This is a genomic window from Streptomyces marispadix (assembly GCF_022524345.1).
Lineage (GTDB): Bacteria > Actinomycetota > Actinomycetes > Streptomycetales > Streptomycetaceae > Streptomyces > Streptomyces marispadix.
In genome coordinates this window covers 4,233,684-4,253,243 of the sequence record NZ_JAKWJU010000002.1, presented here as the reverse complement: position 1 = coordinate 4,253,243, position 19,560 = coordinate 4,233,684, and the positions used below count along the sequence as shown (strand labels likewise).

Here is a 19,560-nt window from a genome sequence, read left to right as displayed (position 1 = left end):
CCACGCAATGAGCACGTCAAACCGCACCACTCATCTGCCCCATCCCAGCAGAAGGAGTAAGCGTGAGACGCACACGACGTATGCGCCGAGGCGCAGGAGCGCTGCTGGCCGTAGGCGCCCTCCTCGGCCTCGCGCTGCAAACCACCCCCGCGAGCGCCGACTCCGGTGGCTCCGCGCCGAGTTCGACGGTGACGAAGGCCGCGAAGCAAACCGCCGGCCAGTGGACCGCCGAACGCATGCGTGAGGCGACGCCGGTCGAGGATCTGCTCGACATCGGTTCGCGCGCCGTAGAACGGGCCGGCAAAGCGGTGCCCCGCGGCGAGGAGTTGAAGGTTCCGCCGCTCGGCTCGCTGGGCGGCTCCAAGGCACAGCCCGAACCCGGCGGCCCCTGGTCCGGCGGCGGCGACGTGGTGAAGACCACGGGCCGTGTCTTCTTCAAGATGGGCGACCGTGACGCCTCTTGCTCCGGCGACGCGGTCACCAGCGACAACGGCAGTACGGTCATCACCGCCGGCCACTGCGTGAAGTACCAGGGCAACTGGCACACCGACTGGGTCTTCGTGCCCGGTTACCACGACGGCGAGGCCCCGCACGGGAAGTGGACGGCGAAGAAGACGCTGACCACTCCGCAGTGGGAGGCCAGTGAGGACATGAACTTCGACGTCGGCGCCGCCGTGGTGAACGAGCTCGACGGCAAGAAGCTCACGGACGTCGTCGGCGGCCAGGGCCTGTCATTCAACGCCGAGTACAACACCACGATGTACTCGTTCGGCTTCCCCGCCGCCGACCCGTACGACGGCGAGAAGCTGATCTATTGCAGCGGTACGACCTTCCAGGACGTGCTGCTCACGAAGGATCACGGCCTCTCGTGCAACATGACGGGCGGCTCCAGCGGCGGCCCGTGGTTCACCGAGTTCGACGAGGCGACGGGCAAGGGCCTCCAGTCCTCCGTGAACAGCTTCGGCTACACCTTCCTGCCGGACACGATGTTCGGGCCGTACTTCGGCGAGGACGCCAAGAAGCTCTACGAGACCGCTCAGGCGAGCTGACGCGCGCCGCCCGCCGGCTGCAAGGGCAGGGTCGGCGGCACGGCAACGGGGCTCGACGCAGCACGGCTCGCAGAGCCTCGACGCGGCACAGCTCGTAGAGCACAGCACAGCACGCCCCGACGAACCGGGCCGGTGCGGTGGTTCGCACCGGCCCGGTTCGGCGGTCAGCTCTCCCCGTCCTGCGGGTCTCCGCGCAGACGTATCTCGCACTCTCCGTCGTACGACTGGTACGAGGTCACCGTCTCCGGCACCCGCAGGCTCGGGGTGTCCCGGTACAGCGCCCGCACCTCGTCGAAGTCCGCGTGGACGGTGGCACGCGCCGCCTCGTCGAGCAGGGCGAGCCCCGCCTCGTCGGTTCCCTTCTCACCGTCGCGCCCCGCGTCGCCGACGCCCCAGGAGTCCCAGGGCAGCACCTCCGCCCTGTTGAGGGCGGCGAGATCGCGTACGACGTTGGCGCGCACCATCCACAGGCCCATCAGCCCCAGCACGCTGACGCCGAACGTCTTCGGGTCGGCCTCCCCGCTACGGCAGCGGCGCCACCCCTCCCCCGCCACCAGGAAGCGGTCACGCGGCACGTCGAGCGGGTCGAAGTCCAGCTCGTACGGCGACTCGATCCGCACGTCGGGCACCAACTGCGGGTCGCTGAGGATCCATCCGCGCTCGGGATGCCAGTACTCGGTGAGCCAGTGGTCGTCGTGGAAACCCTCCGCGAAGTAGGTGGCGTAACCGCACCGGATACGGGCGGGCGTGCCGGAGTGGCGCAGGAGCGCGCAGTGCAGCAGCGCGAAGTCCCGGCAGGTACCGGCGAATCGGTCGAGGGGGCGGCGGGGCGCGGTCAGCGGTGCGTCGTCGAGCCGCAGGACGATGTCCAGGATGTCGTCGACGTACCGGGTCTCCGCTTCGGAACGGTAGCGGGATTCGGGCAGGGCACAGCCGAAACGGCCCGTCTCCTCGCGGTGGATGAGCAAGTGCCTTACGAGCAGGGCCAGTTCGTCGGGACCTTGGGGAAGTCCCGCGAGCTTTTCCGCCGAACCGGGATCACTATGGACGCTCTGCGCTAAATAGAAGTCACGCTCTGCGGGCAGCATGCGCGACAGCGTGGCCGATCTCATCCCGGATTTCCAGCCGGGGGAGAGCACCGGTTCTCCCGATCCGTGAAGGGGTGCGTATGGTGCCCCGGGTGGGACGCATTCCGAAAGCAGGGGCGGGCCTCGCCGCGCTGATGATGCTGGCCGCGACGGCGGCCTGCTCCGGCGGCGGGGGCTCCGACGACGCCCGCAGGCCCGACGCCGGACAGGTACGCGGTCACGACAGCGGGCACGGCAGCGGTGACGGTGACGACAAGGGCCCGGCGATCCACGTCGACCGCCCGGTGGCCCTCGCCGACCAGGACATCCATGTGCGGATCGGCGGCCTCGGCGCGCACGACCGCGTCACCGTCGCCGCGCACGCCGTGGACCAGCGCCGCCAACCCTGGCGCGCCCAGGGCGACTTCACCGCCGACGCCCACGGCCGAATCGACCTGGACGAGCAGGCGCCGCGCGGCGGACGCCCGTATGCGAAGGCGGACAGCACCGGCCTGCTGGGAGCCATGCTGCCCACAGCGGGCACGGGCGTGAGGAAGATCGGCAGCGGCGACGCCTTCTCCTACCACCCGCCCTCACCGGCCGAGAAGCGCTCGTACGCCCTGCGGCTGACCGTCGGCAAGGACGGCAAGCGGCTCACCAGCCGCACGATCACCCGCCAGTGGCTGACGGGCAACGTACGCCACCGCAAGCTGACCATGGCTAAGAACCGCGTCGACGGCGAGATGTACACCCCGCCGAAGGGCGAGCGGCGCCGTGCGCCCGTCCTCGTCTTCGGCGGCTCGGAGGGCGGCAACTCCGGTGAGTACGCCGCCGCTCTGCTTGCCGCGCACGGCCATCCGGCGCTGTCGCTGTGCTACTTCCGCTGCGGCGACGGCTCGGGGCGCCCCGACGCCCTCAACATGATCGACACGGAGTACTTTCTACGAGCCGCCCGCCTGCTGGCGCAGCAGCCCGGGGCGGACCCCAAGCGCCTTGCGGTGATGGGCAATTCGCGCGGCAGCGAGATCGCCCAGCTACTCGGGCAGCGCCATCCGTCCGTCTTCCGTGACGTCATCGCCTACGCGCCGTCCGACAAGGTCAACGGGCCCTATCTGGCGGGGGCTTCGGGCCGCGCCGCCTGGGCAGAGCGCGGGCAGCCGATCCCGGCGGGGCCGATCCGGCTGGACCGGGTGCGCGGCACCGTGCTGGCGATCGCCGGCGGCAACGACAAGATGTGGGGCTCGGCGGCGTCAGCGAGGACGATCGCCGCCCAGCGGAACGCCTCGGGCGACGCCCACCGCCGGCTCACCTATCCCAAGGCGGGCCACCACGTGAACTGGTTCCCCTACGGCCAGCCCGGCCAGGAGGGCGGCGCGAACGGCCGGATCGTCAGCACGTCCGTCTCCGACCAGCAGGCACGCGAGGACGGCTGGTCGCGGGTGCTGAAGCTGCTGCGCTAGCGGGGCGGGCGCGGCGGCGGAAACGTGAGGGGGCGGAGGCGGCAGGCGCCTCCGCCCCTCGTCCGGACGGCACTTCAGCCCATCAGTACGGGATCGAGTCAGCCCTTCAGTCAGCCCTTCAGTACGGCCTCAAGCTGCTCCAGACCCCAGTCCAGGTCCTCCTTCGTCACCACGAGCGGCGGCGCGATCCGGATCGTCGACCCATGGGTGTCCTTGACCAGCACTCCGCGGGCCATCAGCTTCTCCGACAGCTCACGCCCCGTACCGTGCGCGGGGTCGATGTCGACGCCCGCCCACAGACCGCGGCCGCGCACCTCGCGTACGGCGTCTCCGCCCGCGAGCGCGCCCAGCTCCTGGTGGAGATGCTCGCCCAGCTCCTTGGCGCGCTGCTGGTACTCCCCGGTGCGCAGCATCGCGATGACCTCCAGCGCCACGGCGCAGGCCAGCGGATTCCCGCCGAACGTGGACCCGTGCTCGCCAGGCCGGTAGACGCCCAGCACCTCCCGCGAGGAGACCACCGCCGATACGGGCACCACGCCGCCGCCCAGCGCCTTGCCCAGTACGTACATGTCGGGGTGCACGCCCTCGTGCTCACACGCGAAGTCGGTCCCGGTACGGCCCAGCCCGGACTGGATCTCGTCCGCGATCATCAGCACGTCGCGAGCACGCGTCAGCTCGCGCACGCCCGGCAGATAGCCCGCCGGCGGCACCAGCACTCCCGCCTCGCCCTGGATGGGCTCGATCAGCACCGCGACCGTGTCGTCACCGTGCTCGTCGAGCGCGGCCTCCATGGCGGCGAGATCTCCGTAGGGGACGACCACGAACCCCGGCGTGTACGGGCCGAAGTCCGCCCTCGCCTCGGGGTCGGTGGAGAAGGAGACGATCGTCGTCGTACGCCCGTGGAAGTTGTTGTCCGCGACGATGATCTTCGCCTGCCCGTCCGGCACGCCCTTGACCCGGTAACCCCACTTGCGGGCCGTCTTCACGGCCGTCTCCACCGCCTCGGCGCCGGTGTTCATCGGCAGCACCATCTCCATGCCGCACAGCTCGGCGAGCTGCTCGCAGAAGTCGCCGAAGCGGTCGTGGTAGAAGGCGCGGGAGGTGAGGGTCACCCGGTCGAGCTGTGCCTTGGCGGCGTCGATCAGCCGCTGGTTGCGGTGTCCGAAGTTCAGCGCCGAGTAGCCGGCGAGCATGTCGAGGTAGCGCCGCCCGTCGGCGTCGGTAACCCAGGCGCCCTCGGCCGAGGCGACGACGACCGGCAGGGGGTGGTAATTGTGCGCGCTGCGCGCTTCGGACGCGGCGATCAGCCTTTCCGAGGTGGACATCCGGGGTCTCCGTTCGTCTGGTCGGTGCGCGGCGCCTCCCGCTCCCACGTCGTCCCGTGCGGAAGCGGAGGGCTGCCTCTTTCTATCGTCCACCCGGCGCCCTGCGAAGAAACTTTGCTGCCTGTACGGGGTTACGACGGGAGTCCGTCCGCCGTGGCGTCCCGGCGGGGCGCGGACCCGGCGCACGCGTATGCGGGCACCCGCGCGGAGTCGGCGCGCAGGCTCGACACGGTGCCTCAGGTCACTGCACAACTGTGCACGCCGGGCAGGAGGGACCTGAGACAATGGGCGCATGGCCAACGACCGTCCGCGTGTACTCTCCGGGATCCAGCCCACCTCGGGCTCGTTTCACATCGGCAACTACCTGGGTGCCGTTCGGCAATGGGTCGCTCTCCAGGAGACCCACGACGCCTTCTACATGGTCGTGGACCTGCACGCGCTGACGCTGCCGCAGGACCCGAAGGAGCTGCGGGACAACACCCGCCTCGCAGCGGCCCAGTTGCTCGCGACGGGGCTCGACCCCGAGCGCTGCACGCTCTTCGTGCAGAGCCACGTGCCGGAGCACACGCAGTTGAGCTGGCTGATGGAGTGCCTCACGGGCTTCGGCGAGGCGTCCCGTATGACGCAGTTCAAGGACAAGTCCGCGCGGCACGGCACGGAGCGCGCCTCCGTGGGCCTCTTCACGTACCCGATCCTCCAGGTCGCCGACATCCTGATCTACCAGGCCAACCAGGTGCCCGTCGGCGAGGACCAGCGCCAGCACATCGAGCTGACGCGGAATCTGGCGGAGCGGTTCAACGGCCGCTACGGGAAGATCTTCACCGTCCCGGAGCCGTACATCCTGCGTGAGACGGCGAAGATCTTCGACCTCCAGGACCCGACGATCAAGATGAGCAAGTCGGCGTCGTCGCCGAAGGGCATCATCGACCTCCTGGACGACCCGAAGTCCTCCGCGAAGAAGATCAAGAGCGCGGTGACGGACACCGGCACCGAGATTCGCTTCGACCCCGAGAACAAGCCGGGCGTCAGCAATCTGCTCACGATCCACGCCACGCTCACGGACTCGACAATCGCGGAAGTGGAGCAGACTTACGAGGGCAAGGGTTACGGTGCGCTGAAGACCGACCTGGCCGAGATCGTGAGCGAATGGGCCGGTCCGTTCCGCGCCCGCACCCGGGAATACCTCGACGACCCGGAGACGCTGGACTCGCTCCTGGCGAAGGGCGCGGAGAAGGCGAGGGCCGTCGCGGCGGAGACGCTGACGCAGGCGTACGACAAGGTGGGCCTGCTCCCCGGCAAGCACTGAGACGGCGGGACGGCGGAGGAAGCGCGGTCCCGCCCCGTAACAGCTACACAGCACGCCTCCACGGCGCGACCGCCGACAGCGGATCACGACCACGGATGTACATGCAGCTCACGGCGCACAACCCAAGACAGCGGGCCGCGGACCGGCCATCGAGCAGGAAGGAGCACGAGGTGGGGACCGTCACGCTCGGCGTATCGATCGCCGTCCCCGAGCCGCACGGCAGCCTGCTCCAGCAGAGGCGTGCGAGCTTCGGCGACCCGGCGGCTCATGGCATCCCCACCCACATCACGCTGCTTCCGCCGACCGAGGCCGCTCCGGCCGACCGTCCCCGGATCGAGGCGCATCTGGCGCGGGTGGCGGCGGCGGGTCGTGCGTTCAGGCTGCGGCTGTCCGGCACGGACACCTTCCGGCCGCTCTCGCCGGTGGTCTTCGTGAAACTCGTCGAGGGCGCGTCGGCGTGCTCGTGGCTACAGGAGCAGGTGCGTGCGCCGGAGGGCCCGGTGGCGCGTGAGCTGGCCTTCCCGTACCACCCGCACGTCACGGTCGCGCACGGCATCTCCGAGGAGTCGATGGACCGGGCGCAGGAGGAGCTGGCCGGTTTCGAGGCGTCCTGGACGGCCACGGGCTTCGCGCTCTACGAGCAGGGCTCGGACCTGGTGTGGCGGCTCCAGCGGAAGTTCGTCTTCGGGTCCGGCGAGGACACTCCGCTCTCGGTGTCGGGCGTGCCCCGTCAGGTGCCGCAGACGTTCCCGCTGCGTGAGGACGGCGCGGACTCCTTCGCGCCGCTGCACTGAGACGCACGCCGGACTGAGGCGGCCCGCCGGACGTACACGGCCTGACTCGTCGAACCGGCCCGCTGCGCACACCGCCGGATGAGCGGGCGTGCAGCGGGTAACCGGCGATCATGGAGTGGCTGACGAGGCTGCCGGTGATCGGTCCCCTGGCGGCGTGGTTCTTCCGTACCCGCGTCTGGCGGGTCTACCAGCACCTGGACGAGCGCAAGTGGAACCGGCACGCCGCGTCCGTCACCTTCACCAGCTTCATCTCGCTCTTTCCGATGCTCGCGGTCTTCGCCGCCGTCGGGGCCTCACTGCTGACGTCCGGGCGCCTGCGGACCGTGCAGCACACGATCGACCGTCAAGTCCCGGGCATCTCCCACGAGTTGGACCTGCGGTCCCTCGCCGACAACGCCGGGACGATCGGGCTCGTAGCCGGTCTGCTGCTGGTCGTCACCGGCGTCAACTGGGTGGGCACGCTCAGGGAGAGCCTGCGCGCCCTGTGGGACCTGGAGGAGGACCCGGGCAACCCGGTCGTGCTGAAGCTGAAGGACCTCGGGGCGCTCGCGGGACTGGGCCTGGTGGGGCTGTTCTCGCTGGCGGGCTCCGCGTTCGCGGTCTCGGCGGTCGGCTGGGCCGCCGGTCAGGCCGGCATCCGCGAGAACGGCATCGGCTCGTTCCTGCTGACCGCCGCCGGCTACGGGGCCGCCGTGGCCGCCGACTTCGCGCTGCTGTGGTACGCGCTGACGGTGCTGCCCGGAGTACGGCCGCCGCGCAGGGCGGTGGTGCTCGCCTGCACGATGGGCGCCGTCGGTTTCGAGCTGCTGAAGCTGCTGCTGGGCGGCTATCTCCAGGGCGTGGCCACCAAGAGTCTCTACGGGGCGTTCGGTACGCCCATCGCGCTGCTGCTGTGGATCAGCTTCATGGCGAAGCTGATGCTGTTCTGCGCCTCGTGGACGGCGACGGAGCGCACACGCAGACCCATCGAGGAGATCGACGCGCTCGGCAGCGGCGCACCCGAACCGGTCGAGACCGAACGCGCCGCTCCCCCGCCCGAGGACGAGGAGCCGCCCGGGGAGGAAACGGACCCCGAGCACGGTCCCGGCGAGGCGACTTCACAGGACGAGCCAAGGGACGGCAGGAAGTCCTAGCAGCAGTGCGGGGCGAAGTCCTGGGAGCGGCGCGGGTCGAAGTCGCAGGAGCAGTGCGGGTCGGGGGGCGTCAGTCGGGCTTGCGGGCGCCCACGGGGTCCGTGCCGGCCTCCGGCTCCTGACCGGACCCGGACGAAGAACCGGACTCGGGGCCCGGCCCGGAGCCGGCAGGCTCCGACGCCTTCGCGTCCCGGCCGGACACCGCGCCGCCCGCATCCGGACCGGTCCCGGGGCCCTGGCCGAACGGCAGGCGGCGCAGCCGTGCCAGATCCGGGATCGGCCACCGGCGGTGCACCGCGTAGGCCACGACGGCCACCAGCACCAGACAGGCGCCGGTGATGCCGAGAGCAACACCCGCTCCGCCGGAGCCCTCGTCGTCGCCGCTGCCGGCGGCGGCCTGCCCGGCGCCCTTCTTGCGGTCGGCCGCGTCGCCGGACTTGCCGGACTCGCCCGCGCCTGCCGGTGCCACGAGTTCGCCGACGGGCTTGACCTTGCCGGCGGCCTTGAAGCCCCAGTCGAAGAGCTTGGCGGTCTCCTTGTAGACCTCGAGCCCGCCCTGACCGCCGTCGGGGTGCATGCAGGTCACCAGCAGCACGCGGTCGCCGTGCTGTGCGACGCCTGTGAAGGTGGCCCCCGCGTTCGTGGTCGAGCCGTTCTTCACCCCGGCGATGCCCGGGTACGGGTCGAGCCCGAAGTCCCCGGTCAGCAGCCGGTTGGTGTTCTGGATCTCGTACGTCTCGCGCTTCTTCCCCTTCTTCTCCTCACCGGGGAACTCGGCGCGTGCCGTCGAGGCGTACTCGCGGAAGTCGGCCTTCTGCATGCCGGAGCGTGCGAAGAGCGTCAGGTCGTACGCGGAGGAGACCTGGCCCTTCTTGTCGTAGCCGTCGGGGCTGACGACGTTGGTGTCCTCGGCGTGCAGCTTCTCCGCTACCTCGTTCATCTCCCTCACGGTCTTGTCCTTGCCGCCGTTCATGGCGGCGAGGACGTGCACCGCGTCGTTGCCGGAGCGCAGGAAGACTCCGCGCCACAGATCGCGCACGCTGTAGGTCTGGTCCTCCTTCACGCCGACGAGGCTGCTGCCCTCGCCCATCCCCTCCAGGTCGGACGCCTTGACCTTGTGCGTCTTGGTCTTCGGGAACTTCGGCAGCACGGTGTCGGCGAAGAGCATCTTCAGGGTGCTGGCCGGGGGGAGCTTCCAGTGCGCGTTGTGCGAGGCCAGCACCTCGCCCGACTCGGCGTCGGAGACGATCCAGGAGCGTGCGGTGAGGTCCTTCGGAAGTTCCGGCGGCTTCTGGCCCGGCTTCGCCTTCATCTGCGTACCGGGTGAGCCGAGCGGTTTCCCGCCGACCGTCGACATGCGGGAGGGCGGCTCGGGGTCCTTCACCGGCGACGCGGCGTGTGCTGTGCCGCTGAGCGATGCGGGGACGATGAGTGCGAGGGACACGGCGGCTGCGGCTGTCGCGGACGTCCGGACGGCGCGAAGTGAGGAAGTCGGCACAGAGCGAAATTACATGCCCTTCGAACACTTGTGGACAGCGCAGTCCCTCAGGGGGCCCTTCATTCGGCCCCTCCCGGGCTACTCGGTTGGGCCGATAGCCATACTTGACCACATGAGTCAGTCTCCGGGTGCGTCCTCTCCAGGGCGGCCCCTCCAACTGAGCCGTCGCGTGTCCTGGTTCCTGTTCGCCTTCGGGGTCTGGTCGTGGTTCATCTGGATCACGTTCGTCAAGAACCTGTGGGGCGACGGCAGCGGGCTCGCCTTCGACGATCACGGCGACCCGACCGGCTACTTCTGGGTCCATCTGCTGCTGGCGATCGTGTCGTTCCTGCTGGGCACCGCCATCGGCGTCATCGGGCTCCGGGGGCTGAAGGCGCTCCGGGGCAGACCCGGAGAGTAGAGGGGGGACGGCCATGGCCGTTGTCTTCGTGTCGATCGCGCTCACGGTCTTCGTGCTGCTGGGGTGCGCCCACTGGTATCTGTGGCGACGCCTCGTACGGGACGTCTCCGCACGCGGGAGCGTCTGGCGGCGTACGGGGACGGTGCTGGCGTTCGCGCTGCCCGTGCTGGTGATCGTGAATGTGGCGGTGGGGCGCAGCGAGACGCCGTTCACGTTGCAGCGGGTGCTGGCCTGGCCCGGCTACTTCTGGATGGCGCTGCTGCTGTATCTGCTGATGGCGCTGGCGGTGGGTGAGGCCGTACGGCCGCTGCTGCGGCGGGTGTTGGAACGGCGGGACGCGGCCGGGGCTACGGCTACGGCTACGGCTACGGGGATGGAAGGAGGCGGGGGCCCGGTCGCGGTGCCGGCCGGCGAATCGGCCGCAGGCACGGGCGCGGTCGCGGACGGCGAAGGCACGGGGCCCGGTACGGAACCCGGCGCGGCCGCATCCACCGCCGCGGAGTCCCACACCGGCGGCACCGAAGACTCCCGCGTGACGTCGCGGCGGCTCTTCGTGGCCCGTACCGTCGCGGCCGGTGCCGCCGTCGCCGCCGCGGGCACGGTCGGCGGCGGCGCGTACAACCTGCTCAACGGGCCCACGCTCAAGCGCGTCACCGTGCCGCTCGCCAAGTTGCCGCGCTCCGCGCACGGTTACCGCATCGCCGTCGTCAGCGACATCCATCTCGGCGCCGTGCTGGGCCGCTCCCACACCGAGCGCATCGTCGAAACGATCAACAGCGCCCAGCCCGATCTGGTCGCCATCGTCGGCGACCTCGTGGACGGAACCGTGGAGGACCTGGGCCCGGCGGCAGAGCCGCTGCGCCGACTGCGTTCGCGGCACGGTTCGTTCTTCGTGACCGGCAATCACGAGTACTTCGGCGACGCCGCCGAGTGGGTCGGGTACCTGCCGGAACTCGATGTGCACCCGCTTCAGAACGCACGCGTCGAACTGCCCGGCTTCGACCTGGCAGGCGTCAACGACGTACGCGGCGAGGACAGCGGCGAGGGCCCGGACTTCGGGAAGGCACTGGGCGACCGCGACCCCGCCCGCGCATCGGTGCTCCTCGCGCACCAGCCCGTACAGATCCACGAGTCGGTCAGGCACGGAGTGGACCTCCAGCTCTCCGGCCACACGCACGGCGGCCAGATCTTCCCCTTCCACGCGGTCGTCGCCCTCGCCAATCCGACGGTCGCCGGACTCGACCGCTTCGGCGACACCCAGCTCTATGTGACGCGGGGCGCGGGCGCGTGGGGCCCTCCGGTACGGGTCGGAGCGGACCCCGACGTCACGGTCGTACGGCTGGCGTCGAAGCAGGCGTGAGACGAAGGGGCACCGACCGCCGACGGGCCGGGACATCCTCAGCGGTGTCCCGGCCCGTCGGCGTGAGTGGGCGAGCGCCTCAGCCGAGGCGCGGCGGCGTCACTTCTTCGGCAGCCACTTCTCCCACGTGGACTTGTTCGCCTTGATCCACTTCTCGGCCGCGTCCTCCGGCTTCATCTTCTTGCCGGCGATGTTGCCCGCGACCTCGTTCTGGTCCTTGGTGGTCCACTTGAAGTTCTTGATGAACTTCGCGGCGTCGCTGTTGCCCTTGGCGAAGTCGGCGTTGAGGAACTTCTCCAACTGGTTCGTCTCGTAGCCGCACTTGGCCTTCGCCGGCGGCTCCTCACAGCCCGGCGTGTACTTCGGCAGCTCGATCTCGGTCATGTCGATCTTGTTGTTCATCCACTGCGGCTCCCACCAGTAGGTGAGGAACGGCTTCTTGGCGTTGTAGAGCCGCTGGATCTCCTTGAGCTGCGCCGCCTCGGCACCGCTGGGGATGTGCTTGTAGTCCAGCTTGAGGTTCTTGATCAGTTCCTTGTCGTGCTGCGAGTACGACGGGGCGGCACCGATGAAGTGGCCCTTGTCGCCGCTCTCCGACGTGCGGAAGTCCTTCGCGTACTTGTTGAGGTTCTTCCAGTTCTTGATGTCGGGGTGCTTGTCCGCGTAGTACTTCGGCACGAACCAGCCGATGTGACCGACGACTCCGAGGTCGCCGCCGGAGACGACGGTCTTCTTCTCGTCGACGTACTTCTTCTGCTTCTTCGGTACGCCGTGCCAGTCCTCGAGGATGGCGTCGGCCTTGCCGCTGTCGAGCGCGTCGAAGGCGACCGGCTCGTCCATCTGCTTGGCCTCGACCTTGACGTCGAGTTCGTCCTCCATGAGCTTCTTCACGACGGCGGCGTTGGCCTGCGCGCCTACCCAGGAAGGTTCAGCGAGCACGACTTTGTCGTCCTTGCCTCCGCTGCTGCTGGTGTCGGCGGCGCCGCACGCGCTGAGGGAGAGGGCGCCGAGGATTCCGATACCGGCGACGAGTGTGGTGCGTATCTGCTTCTTCTGCATGTCTGTGACCTGTTTTCTCTTCTCGGGTACGGGGATTCCGTCGGGGGTGGGGGGTGCGTTCTGTGGGCGCCTACTCACGGGGGCGCGCTCCGGCGGGCTGGGAGATCCGGTCGAGCATGATGCCGAGGCAGACGATGGCCACGCCCGCGGGCAGACCCTGCGAGAGGTCGCCCTTGGACAGGCCCTGCACGACGTCGTAGCCCAGCGCGCCGCCGCCGATGAGACCGGCGATGACGACCATCGAAAGCACCAGTACGACACCCTGGTTGACGCCGACGAGCAGCGACTTGCGGGCCAGCGGAAGCTGGACGCCGAGAAGCTGCTGCCTGCCGGTCGCACCGAGGGAGCGGGACGCCTCCATCGCCGCGGGGTCGACGTAACGCAGTCCCTGCGCGGTGATGCGGATGACGGCGGGACAGGCGTAGATGACGGCCGCGATGATGCCCGCGCTGCGGCTGAGGCCGACGAGGGCGATCACCGGGATCAGATACACGAACTGCGGCATCGTCTGCATCGTGTCGAGCACCGGACGCATCATCCGCTCCACGCGCTCGATACGGGCAGCGAGGATGCCGAACAGGATGCCGATGGCCACGGTCACCACGAGGCCGCCGAGCACCTGGGAGAAGGTGTCCATCGACTTCTCCCACAGGCCCATCACGCCGATCAGGCCGAGGCAGATCACGCCGGTCAGCGCGGCCCGCCACGTACTGACGACCCAGCCGACGACGGCGACCAGGAGGGCCAGCGCCCACCAGGGGGTGGTGAGCAGGCCCGAGCGGAGGGGATTGAGCATGTAGTCGGTGAAGCCGTGCGCCCACACCTCGGTGCCTCCCACCACCGGGACGCCGGAACCGATCGTGTCGGTCAGCCAGTCGACGGCGTCCTGGAGCGGACGCGTCAGGTCCACCGTCCACGCCTCCGGCCACTCGCGCTCACCGAGGGAGGAACCGATCGCGGAGAACACGCCGATCAGTACGAGGACCAGGCCCCAGACGGCGAGCCGCACGCGGGTCATGAGCTTCGTCGCCCCGACGTTGACGGTGGCGTCGAGCCGCTCCCCCGCGGCCGCGGTCGTACGGTCCAGCAGCACCGCGATCAGCACGACGGCGACGCCCGCGGTGAGCGCGGTGCCGACGTCGAGGCTGCCGAGCGCCTGGTAGATCTCGTCGCCCAGGCCCTCGGAGCCGATGAGGGAGGCGAGGACGACCATCGACAGGCACATCATGATGGCCTGGTTGAGGCCGAGCATCATCTGCTTGCGTGCCAGCGGCAGCCGGGCCGTCCACAGCCGCTGCCAGGAGCTGGCGCCCAGCGAGGCGGACGCCTCCAGCGCCGCCGGGTCGGCGCTGCGCAGCCCCAGCGAGGTGAGGCGTGCCATCGGCGGAGCCGCGTAGATGACGGTCGCGATCAGCGCGGAGGGCACCCCTACGCCGAACATCAGCAGCAGCGGCAGCAGATAGGCGAAGGCCGGCATGACCTGCATGGTGTCGAAGACGGGGCGGAGCATCTTCTCGAAGCGGTCGGAGAGTCCGGCTCCCAGGCCCAGCAGCAGGCCCAGCACGGCGGAGGCGAAGACCGCCACCGTCATCAGGGCCAGCGTCTCCATCGTGGCTTCCCACATCTCCAGCACACCGCAAGCGACGAAGACGCCGAGCGTCGTGGCGCCCGTGCGCAGGGCACGGCGGGAGAGGTCGGAGCCTCCGGCCGCCCAGCCCACCAGCGTGCCGACGACGGTGACGCCGACCCAGCCCATCGCGTCGAAGAGGCTGACGATGGCGTCCACCGAGGACTCGGCGGAGTTGCTGATGTGCAGCAGGAAGTAGAGGAAGATCGGGCTCTTCTCGCGGTTGTCGACGAGCCAGTTGTCCAGGTCGTTCAGCGGTGTCTTGATGTCGACGGTCCAGCCGCCGGGCCATACGCCGGACCCGGTCACGGCGGCGCTGACGACCACGACCAGCAGTGCGAACAGCACCGCCAGCACCTTGGGGTCGCGGGCGAGCACGGCGAGGCCGCCGGGCGCGCTCGGCTGCTCGGGCCGCTCGTCGGCCTTCGGGGCGGGGGCGTCGGTGACCTTCTCGCCCTGCTCCGGAATGGTGGGGGTGCTCATTCGCTCGTCACCGCCGTCCCGTCGTCGTCCCGGAATCGGCCGTCCCCGAAGGGAGCGTGCCCGAAGCGGCCCCGCCGTCCTACGGGCGCGGGCGCCACGAAGCGGATGCTCATACGGCGGCCACCTCCTTGTCCTTGCCCGCGTCGCCTTCGCCGTTGCCGTTGTCGTCGCCGTCGAGGCCCGCGACGACGTTGAGCAGGCAGGCGTGGTCGACGACGCCTATGGTCCGGCCGTCGTCGACGACGCGGAGGTTCTCGCCGCTGCGGGCGACGGCCTCGATCGCGTCGGAGACCAGCGTGTCCGGTGAGAGTTCGGCGCCGCGGTCGGCCTCGGCCTTGTCGGCGGGGCGCATGGCGCGGCGCACGGATATGACCTGTTCGCGGGGGACGTCGCGGACGAAGTCCCGTACGTAGTCGTCGGCGGGGTTGGCGACGATCTCCTCGGGCGTGCCGAGCTGCACGATCTCGCCGTCCCTCATCAGCGCGATGCGGTCGCCGAGCCGCAGTGCCTCGGACAGGTCGTGGGTGATGAAGATCATCGTGCGGCCCTCCTCGCGGTGCAGCCTGATGACCTCCTCCTGCATGTCGCGGCGGATCAGCGGGTCGAGGGCGCTGAACGGCTCGTCGAACAGCAGGACTTCGGGGTCCACGGCGAGCGCGCGGGCCAGGCCGACGCGCTGCTGCTGGCCGCCGGAGAGCTGCACGGGGCGGCGGTCGCCCAGGCCCGCCAGGCCGACCTTCTCGACCATCTCGTTGCCCTTGGCGCGGCGTTCCTGCTTGGAGACGCCCTGTATCTCCAGGCCGTAGGCGACGTTGTCGGTCACCGTGCGGTGCGGCAGCAGGCCGAAGTTCTGGAAGACCATGGCGGTGCGGTGGCGGCGCAGCTCACGCAGGCGGTGCCTGTCCATGCCGCGGACGTCCTCGCCGTCCATCTCCAGCACGCCGGCGGTCGGTTCGATGAGGCGGGTGAGGCAGCGCACGAGCGTGGACTTGCCGGAGCCGGAGAGGCCCATGACGACGAAGACCTCGCCCTTGCGTACGTCGAACGAGACGTCGCGTACGGCGGCGGTGCAGCCGGTGCGCTTGGTCAGTTCGGCGGCGGAGAGCCCGGCGAGTTCCTTGTCGCCGGGCACCCGATGTGCTTTGGGACCGAACACCTTCCACAGATTGCGTACGGAGAACACCGGGGTGACCGGGGCGGACTCGTGGGTCTCGGACATCACGCAACACCTCCCGGTGCCGTAGTCGTCGGATTCGTCGTCGTGGTCGTCTTGCTCGAAGTGTTCGCGGCGCTCGTGGCGCCGGGCGTACTCGTGCTCGTGGCGCCGGACGTACTCGTGCTCGTGGCGCCGGGCGTACTCGTGCTCGTGGTGGACGCGGGCCCGCCGGAACGGTCGTCCCTGATCAGGTCGGCCGCCCTCTCCCCCACCATGAGCACGCCGATCATCGGGTTGACGGCGGGCATCGTGGGGAAGACCGAGGCGTCCGCGATGCGGATGCCCTCCAGGCCGCGGATCCTCAACAGGGGGTCGACGACGGCGAGTTCGTCGTCGGCGGCGCCCATCCGGCAGGTGCCGGCGGGGTGGTAGACCGTGTGGGCCACCTTCCGCGCGTACTCGCTGATGTCCTCGTCGGACGTCACCCCGGGCCCGGGGCACACCTCGCGCCTGAGCCAGCCGGCGAACGGCTCGGTCTCCGCGACCCTCCGTGCGGCCTTGATGCCGTCGACGAGGGTGCGGCCGTCGTAGTCGTCCTCGTCGGTGAAGTAACGGAAGTCCAGGGCCGGTTTGACGGCCGGGTCCGGCGACGTGAGGTAAAGCCGCCCGCGGCTGCGGGGCTTGGGGATGTTCGGCGTCAACGACACTCCGTGCGGCGGCCGTTCGTAGCCCAGCCGCTCCGGATTGTCGGTGAAGGGGATCTGGTAGAAGTGGAACATCAGGTCGGGTCCGGCCGACTCCGGGTCCCGGCGCAGGAAGAGGCCCGCGTCGGAGTCCATCGCGGAGTTGTCGGGGATGGGCCCGTCCGTCTCCCAGACGATCACCGACTCAGGGTGGTCGAGCAGGTTCTCGCCTACGCCCGGCAGATCGTGCGCCACCGGAAGGCCCAGCGCCTCCAGGTCCTGCCGCGGACCGATGCCGGAGTGCATCAGCAGCCTCGGGGTGTCCACGGCGCCCGCGCAGACGAGCACTTCGCGCCCGGCCCGTATCAGCCGCTCCTGCCCGTCCTTGCCGCGTACGTGTACGCCCGTGGCCCTCGCGCCCTCCAACTGGAGCCTGAACGCCCAGGTCTCCAGGAGGATGTGGAGGTTGGGGCGGTCGCCGGCCTCGATGTGGGGGTGGAGATAGGCGACGGAGGCGGAGGAGCGCTTGTTGGTCTCCGGGTGGTAGGAGAGGTCGAAGAAGCCGACGCCCTCGTGGAAGGGCCGCTTGTTGAAGCCGTCGACCTCGGGGACGTCGAGGGCGTCCTTCGCCGCCGCGATGAAGTCGCGGGCGATGTCGTTACGGTCCTGCTCGCCGACCGGCACGATGTTGTTGCGCAGCTTGCCGAAGTACGGGTCCATGGCGGCGGCGCCCCAGCCCTCGGCGCCGCCCGCTTCCCACTCGTCCCAGTCGGAGGGGAGCGGCTTGAAGGAGATCAGCGTGTTGTGCGAGGAGCAGCCGCCGAGCACCTTGGCGCGGCTGTGCCGGATGTGGGAGTTGCCGCGGGGCTGCTCGGTCGTGGGGTAGTCGTAGTCGAGTTCACCGCCGAGCAGGCCGAGCCATCTGCGCAGCGTGAGCACTTCGGGCCTGTCGACGTCGGACGGCCCGCCCTCGATGAGAGCGACGGTCACCTCCGGGTCCTCGGTGAGGCGTGAGGCGATCACCGATCCGGCAGTGCCGCCGCCGACTATGACGTAGTCGTAGGTGGACATGTCGTGGCTGGCCATTTCCGTGCTGTGCTCCTTGAGATTCACGTGTTCCGGCCGGGAGGACGTGGTCATGCGGACACTCCGTCGGCCGCCGTCAGCCCGAGAACCAACGGACCGGTGCGGGACGCAGGTTCTCGTACACGTGCTTGGTCTCCCGGTATTCGGCGAGGCCGTGCGGACCCAGCTCGCGGCCCACGCCGGACTTGCCGAAGCCGCCCCACTCCGCCTGCGGCAGATAGGGGTGGAAGTCGTTGATCCACACGGTGCCGTGCCGCAGGCGGGACGCGACTCGGCGGGCCCGGGCGGTGTCGGCGGAGAATACGCCGCCGGCGAGGCCGTACTCGGTGTCGTTCGCGAGCGACACCGCTTCGTCCTCCGTGCGGAAGGTCTCGACGGTGAGGATAGGCCCGAAGGTCTCCTCCCGGATCACCTTCATACGCCGGTGACAGTTGTCCAGGACCGTCGGCGAGTAGAAGTAGCCGTCGGCCGGGCGCACGTCGGACGGCTCGGGGCGCTCGCCGCCGCTGCGCAGCACCGCGCCCTCGTCCAGGGCGGACGCCACGTACGCCTCCGTCTTCGCGAGCTGCTGGGCCGAGACGAGCGGCCCGCACTCGACGCCCTCCTCGGTGCCGCGGCCGAGCCGGATGCGCTGTGCGCGGGCGGCGAGTTCGCTGACGAAGCGCTCACGGACGGATTCCTCGATGATGAGGCGCGCACCGGCGGAGCAGACCTGGCCGCTGTGGATGAAGGCGGCGTTGAGCGCCTGGTCGACGGCGGTGTCGAAGCCCTCTTCGGTGGCGCAGGCGTCGGCGAAGACCACATTGGGGTTCTTGCCGCCGAGTTCCAGGGCGACCTTCTTCACGCCGGGCGCCGCGGCCTGGGCCACCTTCGTGCCGGAGACGAGGCCGCCGGTGAAGGAGATCAGGTCCACGTCGGGATGCTCGGCCAGGCGGGCCCCGACGGGGTCGCCGGGCCCGGTCACCAGGTTCGCGACGCCCGCGGGGAGACCGGCCTCCGCGAGGAGCTTCACCAGGTGGATCGTGGTCATGGGGGTGATCTCACTGGGCTTGATCACAAAGGTGTTGCCTGCGGCCAGCGCGGGGGCGACCTTCCAACTGGCCTGGAGCAGCGGGTAGTTCCACGGCGTGATCATGGCGCAGACGCCGACGGGCTCGTGCACGACGACGCTGTGCACATCCGGGTCGCCTGCGTCGACGACGCGGCCGCCGGACTCGCCGGCGACGAGGTCCGCGAAGTAGCGGAAGGCCGCCGTGACGTCGTCGACGTCGATGCGCCCCTCCTCCAGGGTCTTGCCCGCGTCCCGGGACTCGGTGAGGCCGATCTCCTCACGGTCGCGCTGGAGCAGGTCGGCGACCCTGCGCAGCAGGGCGGCCCGCTCGGCGACGGGTGTACGGGGCCACTCGCCCTCGTCGAAGGCGCGGCGGGCGGCGGCGACGGCGGCGTCGGCGTCCGGGGCGCCGCCGTCTGCGACGACCGCGAGCGTGGTGGCGTCGGCGGGGTCGAGGATCTCCCTCTTCCCGCCGGCCTGCGCAGCGCGCCAGTCGCCGTCAATATGAATGCTTTCGGTTTCGGACACCTTCTCTACTGCCTTCCGAGCTGTCATGACGCATCGTGTCACGACAAAGTCACATCGCGATCACGCTGAAATAAGGCCATGCACTGGTCACATGACAAGAGCGAACCCTGCCCCGTCTAGTCGTTTGCATGTCCGCCGGGCGAAGATAAGTGGGGTTCCTCACGGCCGATGTGCGGTGGAGCACGGCAAAGAGGCCGATAGAAGCCGTGCATCGACGTTCATAACGATTTGTGCGCGTCGGCTTGGCCTGATCTGTCGCCTTCTCGGGGAGGCGGCATTGACGTCGCCGGGGTCGCCCGCGGATGGCCGGTTCCATGATCGACGTCGCGGCCTCGTGGATGTGGTCGACGGGCGCGGGTGCGATTACGGAGGTGTCCTCGGGCGGCGAGTGCGGGGCCGTCCGCGGGTGCGTGAGGCCGGTGCCGTGGGGCCCGCGCCGGGACCCGGTGCCTTGCGGCCGTGCCGGGACCCGGTGCCTTGCGGCGGGCGGCCGGA

Annotated in this window: 14 protein-coding genes and 1 pseudogene; 7 read left to right on the top strand and 8 right to left on the bottom strand. The window is 70.0% G+C overall.

What is annotated here, in order from left to right; genetic code table 11:
• Positions 1 to 80 precede the first annotated feature (80 nt).
• On the top strand, positions 81 to 1,049 hold the full coding sequence (locus tag MMA15_RS17880; protein ID WP_277401177.1) for a trypsin-like serine peptidase: 969 nt from the start codon (positions 81 to 83) through the stop codon (positions 1,047 to 1,049).
• 164 nt (positions 1,050 to 1,213) lie between these two features.
• Here MMA15_RS17880 and MMA15_RS17875 read toward each other — a convergent pair whose 3' ends face one another.
• Positions 1,214 to 2,137, bottom strand: a complete 924-nt coding sequence (locus MMA15_RS17875) for a transglutaminase-like domain-containing protein (RefSeq protein ID WP_241061000.1) — start codon at positions 2,135 to 2,137, stop codon at positions 1,214 to 1,216.
• Between the two features lie 92 nt (positions 2,138 to 2,229).
• Here MMA15_RS17875 and MMA15_RS17870 point away from each other — a divergent pair, with 92 nt between their 5' ends.
• Positions 2,230 to 3,576: an acyl-CoA thioesterase/bile acid-CoA:amino acid N-acyltransferase family protein gene (locus tag MMA15_RS17870; RefSeq protein WP_241060999.1), complete on the top strand. Its 1,347-nt coding sequence runs from the start codon at positions 2,230 to 2,232 to the stop codon at positions 3,574 to 3,576.
• Positions 3,577 to 3,686: 110 nt separating this feature from the next.
• Here MMA15_RS17870 and rocD read toward each other — a convergent pair whose 3' ends face one another.
• Positions 3,687 to 4,901 carry an ornithine--oxo-acid transaminase gene (gene rocD, locus MMA15_RS17865; protein WP_241060997.1) on the bottom strand — a complete coding sequence of 405 codons (1,215 nt, stop codon included), beginning with the start codon at positions 4,899 to 4,901 and terminating at the stop codon, positions 3,687 to 3,689.
• A 292-nt stretch (positions 4,902 to 5,193) separates the two neighbouring features.
• On the opposite strand from rocD, the gene trpS reads away from it, so the two are divergent.
• The 3 genes from trpS to MMA15_RS17850 all read left to right on the top strand — a co-directional run bounded on the left by trpS (position 5,194) and on the right by MMA15_RS17850 (position 8,134).
• Entirely contained in the window at positions 5,194 to 6,207 is a 1,014-nt protein-coding gene (trpS, locus tag MMA15_RS17860; RefSeq protein ID WP_241060995.1) for a tryptophan--tRNA ligase, read from the top strand.
• Between the two features lie 170 nt (positions 6,208 to 6,377).
• Positions 6,378 to 7,001: a 2'-5' RNA ligase family protein gene (locus MMA15_RS17855; RefSeq protein ID WP_241060993.1), complete on the top strand. Its 624-nt coding sequence runs from the start codon at positions 6,378 to 6,380 to the stop codon at positions 6,999 to 7,001.
• 110 nt (positions 7,002 to 7,111) lie between these two features.
• A complete protein-coding gene (locus MMA15_RS17850) occupies positions 7,112 to 8,134 on the top strand; it encodes a YihY/virulence factor BrkB family protein (protein WP_241060992.1) in 1,023 nt (340 codons plus the stop codon).
• A 70-nt stretch (positions 8,135 to 8,204) separates the two neighbouring features.
• Here MMA15_RS17850 and MMA15_RS17845 read toward each other — a convergent pair whose 3' ends face one another.
• Entirely contained in the window at positions 8,205 to 9,632 is a 1,428-nt protein-coding gene (locus MMA15_RS17845) for a D-alanyl-D-alanine carboxypeptidase family protein (protein WP_372498264.1), read from the bottom strand.
• 112 nt (positions 9,633 to 9,744) lie between these two features.
• Between MMA15_RS17845 and MMA15_RS17840 the strand changes: the two genes are divergently transcribed.
• Positions 9,745 to 10,032, top strand: coding sequence for an SCO4848 family membrane protein (locus MMA15_RS17840; RefSeq protein ID WP_241060990.1), 288 nt, complete (start codon positions 9,745 to 9,747; stop codon positions 10,030 to 10,032).
• A 13-nt stretch (positions 10,033 to 10,045) separates the two neighbouring features.
• Complete coding sequence (locus MMA15_RS17835; RefSeq protein ID WP_241060988.1) at positions 10,046 to 11,392, top strand: metallophosphoesterase; 1,347 nt, start codon at positions 10,046 to 10,048, stop codon at positions 11,390 to 11,392.
• Between the two features lie 99 nt (positions 11,393 to 11,491).
• Here the strand turns inward: MMA15_RS17835 and MMA15_RS17830 are convergent, their stop codons facing one another.
• The 5 genes and pseudogenes from MMA15_RS17830 to MMA15_RS17810 all read right to left on the bottom strand — a co-directional run bounded on the left by MMA15_RS17830 (position 11,492) and on the right by MMA15_RS17810 (position 19,092).
• On the bottom strand, positions 11,492 to 12,451 hold the full coding sequence (locus MMA15_RS17830; RefSeq protein WP_241060986.1) for an ABC transporter substrate-binding protein: 960 nt from the start codon (positions 12,449 to 12,451) through the stop codon (positions 11,492 to 11,494).
• Positions 12,452 to 12,521: 70 nt separating this feature from the next.
• Entirely contained in the window at positions 12,522 to 14,561 is a 2,040-nt protein-coding gene (locus MMA15_RS17825) for an ABC transporter permease (RefSeq protein ID WP_241060984.1), read from the bottom strand.
• Between the two features lie 109 nt (positions 14,562 to 14,670).
• Positions 14,671 to 15,780, bottom strand: a complete 1,110-nt coding sequence (locus tag MMA15_RS17820) for a quaternary amine ABC transporter ATP-binding protein (protein ID WP_241060983.1) — start codon at positions 15,778 to 15,780, stop codon at positions 14,671 to 14,673.
• 128 nt (positions 15,781 to 15,908) lie between these two features.
• Positions 15,909 to 17,471 (bottom strand): annotated as a pseudogene (locus MMA15_RS17815) (GMC family oxidoreductase); the annotation flags it as partial.
• A gap of 91 nt (positions 17,472 to 17,562) precedes the next feature.
• Positions 17,563 to 19,092: an aldehyde dehydrogenase family protein gene (locus MMA15_RS17810; RefSeq protein WP_277400370.1), complete on the bottom strand. Its 1,530-nt coding sequence runs from the start codon at positions 19,090 to 19,092 to the stop codon at positions 17,563 to 17,565.
• Between the last annotated feature and the right edge of the window lie 468 nt (positions 19,093 to 19,560).